Raw genomic sequence first — 6,000 nt, 5'->3', positions numbered from 1 at the left:
CTGAAATAAAGTTTTCAGACGGACCCTAATTGATTTCCAATAACGGTAGTAGTGCATCAAAACAGCCGTGCCAGCCATCATCATTAGAATAATCGCGACCCCATTCACCACGATCGGCGAGTAGGCGGTGACTAGAGCGGCGTATCCGCTCACTAGAAGAACGCCAATAATGATTCCGCCCAACAACACAAATCCATTCGCCATGTTGCCACCGCCACGATTAAAAAGCTGGGTGGCGTTTGTCCACGTCAGATCGAGTAATCGCCAGTCGCGGGTAAAGTTATATAAACTGCTCAGCCAATTACCCACCAAGGCCCCAATTGCCAGAGTTAGGATATCAATCCAAACGAGCTTCGTCAAGACACCAACGCCAACCACAATCACTAAGAGAATGACGGCTTGAATCGCCGTGACAATCCTGAACTTTAACCAGAGGTATCCTTTGAAGTCAATTGGCAGCGACTTAATAAACCCTAAATTTTGCCGTTCCAGGGAGATGAACACTCCTGATAACGAAGCCTGATTGATTGTCATGATGGCAATCATGATGCCGGCAAGAAAGGTGACCCCAGCATCGCGAACCGTTAAACTGCGCAAAGAAAGGCCATTTTGAAAGACCATGATAATCGCAAAAAAGCCAATCGGAAAGATGGTTTGCGAAATGGATTGCATTAATAACGTTGGGTTCCCCAACAGGCCCAGATTGTAACGGATAAATTGCCGGGCCATCCCCTGATTAGGACGATGCTTCCGTTTCACCGTTCGGATCTCTTGCGTGTTGGCGCCGCTCAAAATTTTGGGTAAGAGACGTTTCTGCAAGATAACCCCAAGAACAGCCGTCGCAAGGATAAGAACCGCCACGGTGATCAAGCTTTCAAGGCTCAATGGCAAAACAATCACTTGATGGAGTTGAGATAATCCGGGGATCACTGCGGTATGAACCTTGTTGTCTTCACTCATATTCATCACCAGAATGGCAACAACCATCGCAATCATCGATAACGCGGTCATCAAGAACGTCATCATTTTCTGGTGCCGGCGATACAGTTTGGTTTGCGAAAAGCTGAAAATGCCTACCGAGCAAAGGACAAACAGGAATATGTAGTAAAGTAAAAACAGCAGCGTTCCAACGGTAATGCCAACCCCAATAAACCGTCCGGGAACCAGCCCAGCAATCACGAACATGATCCAAACCGGCAAAATGACCGGCAGAACCGTGAGGCCCACAACCGAGAACTTTGCGATATAGATTGACCACGGATTTAGCGGTAATGGTAAGTAGTCCGCCAAATCCTTACTTTCAAGAAAGACATTGTCAATGGCCGTGATGCTCTGGGCAAGGCCGATCACCGTAAATAACGCGACTAAATTGGTGAACACGGCGACGTTTTTGCTTAAATTAACCAGCAGCATTGAACCGCCATACAACGCCGTGAAAATCACGCCCAGCAACACATACTGGCGAATCAAGGACCGATATAATGCGGATCCGGTTTTGCCATTTTCGCGTTGGCGGCGAGTAAGCTGAGGATTGACATATAGCAGATTAATCTTCATCAGTTGAACCAGTTGACGATTAAACATTGCCGGTCCCTCCCTCAAGATCATTAACGGTGGCCTGATCAGCCTGCCGGCCAGCCATTTTCAAATAAATCGTTTCAAGCGATGCATCGGGCATGGTGCTGAGTAACTGCTTGACCGATCCGGTATAAATCAGTTCGCCGTGTCTGAGAATCGCCAGCTCATCGCAAAGCTCTTGGGCGGTTGCCAACACGTGGGTCGAAAAGATCACGGTCTTGCCCTTCGCCGCGTGGGAACGCATCAATTGCTTCAAATCATAGATTGCTTGCGGATCCAAACCAGTCATCGGTTCGTCGAGCACCCAAATATCGGGGTCCGGTAATAACGCCCCGATCACAATCGTCTTCTGCCGCATCCCGTGAGAAAAGTCACCGATTGGCGAGTCAGCATGCGCCGTCATGTCGAAAAGTTGGGCGAGTTCAGCCTGACGGCGTTCCCGCTTTTCCTTAGGAATCTGATAGGCGGACGCAATCAAATCCCAGTAGTCATTGGCCGTTAACTCCAGAAACATATCGGGTGAGTCCGGCACGTACCCAATCCGGCGTTTGATGTCCAATCGGTGTTCGGCCAACTCGTAGCCGTCAACGGCGATGCTGCCAGAGGTTGGTTCAATAATGCTCACCAAACTTTTTAAAGTGGTGGATTTTCCGGCGCCGTTATGGCCAAGGAAGCCAAAAATTTTCCCGTTCGGAATGGTCAATGACAAGTCCTTTAACGCTTGGGTGGACTCGTAGACTTTTTGCAAATGATTGAAGGTAATCATAAATGAGAACTCCTATTCCAAATTTTTTGTTTAATTATACCCCGCCTCACCGCTGCCACAAGGCGATGCATGCCCCATCAAGCTGGCAAATACCAGTAATTCGGCAACGCTATATTTCAAAGCGTTGGCCAATTGGGTTATACAGTCTATATGGTATGCGGAATATACGAAGGAAGTTTGCCCAAAATGTAACTATTTTGTGAAGTCTGAGTGCAAACTGGTTCGCGAACCAAATCAGTTCTCCCTTTGCTGATGTTTTGTCCGGGGTATATAACGTTTTCCCAAGTAGTGATCGATCATCAATAAAAAAAGCTGAAGAATTTAATATTCTTCAGCAATAACGAGATTCACATCAATACGGTTGTCAAAACGCCGACCAACGACTTTCATCCGGTCCTGTCGGCAATACGCGATCCAACGATGTAATCGGATCATCAGAAACCTGATAGAAGTGTTCCTTAATTGCCTGAAAGTCAGTGTTGTTGCGAAATGCCGGAATTCGGTAACAGTCACGGGCATACCGCCACAAATTTGGATAGTCATCCAAACGCCGCTTATTGAGCTTACTTTGATAGTAGAAGACCAGGTCAAAGCGAACCAGGTCCACGAACAAGCGAATATCAGGTTGGGTGATCTTGTCTCCAAGCAGAAAGCGGTTGGTTGCCAGTCGTTCTTCCAACCAGTCAAGCCGATCGAAGTAATGGTTTGCGAGTTTCTCATAGTCCTGTTGCGAAGTGACGGTGCTAATTTGTCCTGGAATGGCGGTCAGGTCCTTCACAATGACATCATTGAGTTGCAAGATCGCCTCGCTCTGATCATTCGGGAAAATGTCGGGGGCTTCAGTATCAAAATATTTCTGCCAAGCCGTTGACAATTCATTCATCAAATCATCTGAATTGTTGTTAACAACTTTACCAGTCTTTACATCAATTAAAGCCGGAATTGTCGGTCGCTGACCGAACTGCGGATCGGTCTGCTTGTAATTCTCCGACAAGCGGCTGGTCCCCAAGACCGGATCCTTATCCATTTCACTCGCACCAAAGAACCAATCATCGTCGATCCCGGAATGGCGCAAATTATAGATAGCGGTTTTCGATATCACCTTGTCTAACCCCATTAGATCAATTAAGATTGCCACTGGCGTTGCCCAGGGACAGAACCGGCCCCAAACCAAATGGTAGCGGTTCGGCTCAACCGGTAATTCCCCGGTTGTAAATTTTTTCTCGAATAACGAATCCTCTTTGGTGCGTGGGTGCCAAGCGCACGCTGCATTGTTGTCTGCCAAAATGAGAACCTCCCTTAATTTATCAAGTGACCTCATTTTACAACGAATTGAAAAGAAGGATCACCAAATAATAGTCATATTGGGGTAATCGGTTTTAACCAATCTTAAATTCAACAATTTCAATTGCCAATATCGAAAACCAATTGATATATGGCAGTGTGGTTTGCGATCGGCTTGTTAAGCAAAATGTCTCATTTAAAAAGATCCCAAGATATTAATACTCACCTACAAATCTGTTATCTGCTTTTTCGCAAACCTCCACATTTCGAATGCTCAATTATGCCTCTTATTCAAAATAATTTGAAAATAGCTTAGCCACATCGCATAATGAGTTTTAGTGCTATATCCATCTTTTTATGAATGCTAGAGTTCATAGCTTGCTCGGGCTTGTTTGGAATCGTATCTTAAAGGAGGCACCAAAGTGACACCAGGATTTAGTGATCAACTTAAGAAGCTTCGACTAGAACACAGCTATACTCAGAAGGACGTTGCCGAGCAACTCCATGTTTCCAGACAAACCGTTTCGAGTTGGGAAACTGGTCGAAACACACCCGACCTGGAAACGACCAAACAATTGGCCAAACTTTACAACGTGACAACTGACACTTTATTATCGTTTAATTCAAAAAGTAAGGTAACTCAAAGCCGTTCGCTTGCCACCTCACTTCAAGTTGTCTTCTGGGTTACAATCACTCTCTTAATTGTTGGCCGCCTATCATTATTAAATACCAAGGCGGGTTTGTTTTGGTTTGATCTGCTAATCTGTGTTTCTTTTGTCCTGCATTTTAGCATCCATTTTTCAAATGGAGTTATTCGCCGGACACTACTTCCAATTGCTCACGGACTTCTTGGCGGCCTTTCGGTGCTTAGTATTTGGCTTAACATTTTCCCAGCTGGCTTTGAAGGCTTTCAAATAGATTCATTTGTTGTTGTAGCTGGAATCCTTCTCTTTGCAGAGGGAATCCTACTTTGGAAAATTGAGAGACCAAAATAAATGAATGGAGCTGAAATGTTGTGAAACAAGGTTTAAAGCAAATCTTCAGAGATATGAGAATCGCCAAAGCCCTGGGGTGGGTTGTTTGGGGGATGGAAACCGGTTTAATTATCGCTGGGACAATTCTTTTTATTCTACTGCCAGCGTTCTACCATGAATTAGATTCAATCCTGTTAATTCTTGGAATTAGCGTGTTAGGTGTCTTAGCAATATTGCAGATTATCGCGGCAATCAGCATTTATCATCTAACAGAGTCTGATACCAGGTGGGCGATCATCCTCATTGGCATTGGTGCCATTTCAAATCCAGGGTACTTTCTTCCTGGATTTTGGACAATGATTCTGCGGACGATTGATAAAAACAATCCCACAACCATTATCAAAGCGTAGGATCTCTCCTATCAAGTAAGAAGACCAATAGTTAGTCACCTTTGACTAGCTATTGGCCTTCTTTACTAAACGAACTATCTATGGAGCTGCTTAATTATTTATTCACAACCGTAAACCGCTCATTATGATGAGCCGGATTCATAATCTCATCCACAATCACCCTGCCGACGGTGCCAGAAGTCACTTCCGACTTTCCTTCAGCGTTTGTCAACACATCGTTGTGCCCCAATTCGTAAGGAGCAAAGTCACCCGGCTTGAAGGTTCGACTTGGTGAGATGGCAACCCAGTTAACATCCTTGGCTTGCAGCAGGAAGTTATACTCCTTATGCTGCGCCCGAGGCGTCGCAATCCACTGCTCCTTATTGGGTAAGGTTTCCAGTTGATCCAGTAACTGCTTGCCGCCACCGATATTGAGACTGGCAGCTCCCAAAATGAAGAAGAGCCGCGGCTTGTCGCTGCCCTTGACCAAATCCACCAGATGCTGGGCCAATTCGAGATGCTGATCAACGTTTTTAGGATCATGACCAGGTGAAAAGGCGTCAACAACGACGTCCAAATCGGCAATGTCTGGTTTGCCGATATCAAACACATCGATGACCCGATAAGTTGGCTGATCACCAAACATGCCACGGGCCTTTTCCTCGTTACGGATAAACGTCGTTACTTCAATCCCCTGATCAAGTGCCGACTTGGTAATCGCGCTGCCGGCCATTCCGGTCGCACCAATCACACCAATTTTAAGTGCCATGTCAATTCCTCCTCATTCATTCAAATCATCAAGAATCATTGATAAATCGTTACATTAATCGCTTACATCAAGTATCTGATATTTGGAATGACGGGTCAATCAATTAGGTTGGTCTTTTTATTGCTCAACGCCCGGTCATATTATCCAAACTGTCAATGCCAACTTTACGCGATCCTCTTTTTGCGGTGAGATTTCACACCCCTTGATCAAGTCAACAACAATTTGGATTTCATTGTATAA

The 6,000-nt window shown here is 45.4% G+C and carries 6 protein-coding genes; 2 read left to right on the top strand and 4 right to left on the bottom strand.

The features are described from left to right. From FD47_RS09870 to FD47_RS09860, 3 genes are all read right to left on the bottom strand, one after another. A partial coding sequence (locus FD47_RS09870; RefSeq protein ID WP_082620247.1) for an ABC transporter permease occupies window positions 1-1,584 on the bottom strand: 1,584 nt, incomplete at its 3' end. Then, a complete protein-coding gene (locus FD47_RS09865; RefSeq protein ID WP_008213799.1) occupies window positions 1,577-2,344 on the bottom strand; it encodes an ABC transporter ATP-binding protein in 768 nt (255 codons plus the stop codon). The genes FD47_RS09865 and FD47_RS09870, both read right to left, overlap by 8 nt. 364 nt (window positions 2,345-2,708) lie before the next feature. Then, window positions 2,709-3,629 carry a glutathione S-transferase C-terminal domain-containing protein gene (locus FD47_RS09860; protein ID WP_171035048.1) on the bottom strand — a complete coding sequence of 307 codons (921 nt, stop codon included), beginning with the start codon at window positions 3,627-3,629 and terminating at the stop codon, window positions 2,709-2,711. A gap of 421 nt (window positions 3,630-4,050) precedes the next feature. On the opposite strand from FD47_RS09860, the gene FD47_RS09855 reads away from it, so the two are divergent. Continuing rightward, a complete protein-coding gene (locus FD47_RS09855; RefSeq protein WP_054735392.1) occupies window positions 4,051-4,623 on the top strand; it encodes a helix-turn-helix transcriptional regulator in 573 nt (190 codons plus the stop codon). Between the two features lie 20 nt (window positions 4,624-4,643). Next, window positions 4,644-5,012: a hypothetical protein gene (locus tag FD47_RS09850; protein ID WP_056980603.1), complete on the top strand. Its 369-nt coding sequence runs from the start codon at window positions 4,644-4,646 to the stop codon at window positions 5,010-5,012. A 94-nt stretch (window positions 5,013-5,106) separates the two neighbouring features. Here FD47_RS09850 and FD47_RS09845 read toward each other — a convergent pair whose 3' ends face one another. Continuing rightward, entirely contained in the window at window positions 5,107-5,760 is a 654-nt protein-coding gene (locus tag FD47_RS09845) for an NAD(P)-dependent oxidoreductase (RefSeq protein ID WP_054735397.1), read from the bottom strand. Window positions 5,761-6,000 lie beyond the last annotated feature (240 nt).

The organism is Lentilactobacillus parafarraginis DSM 18390 = JCM 14109 (genome assembly GCF_001435895.1).
Classification (GTDB): domain Bacteria; phylum Bacillota; class Bacilli; order Lactobacillales; family Lactobacillaceae; genus Lentilactobacillus; species Lentilactobacillus parafarraginis.
The sequence above is the reverse complement of the archived record's forward strand: the minus strand, read 5'-3'. Positions and strand labels throughout refer to the sequence as shown.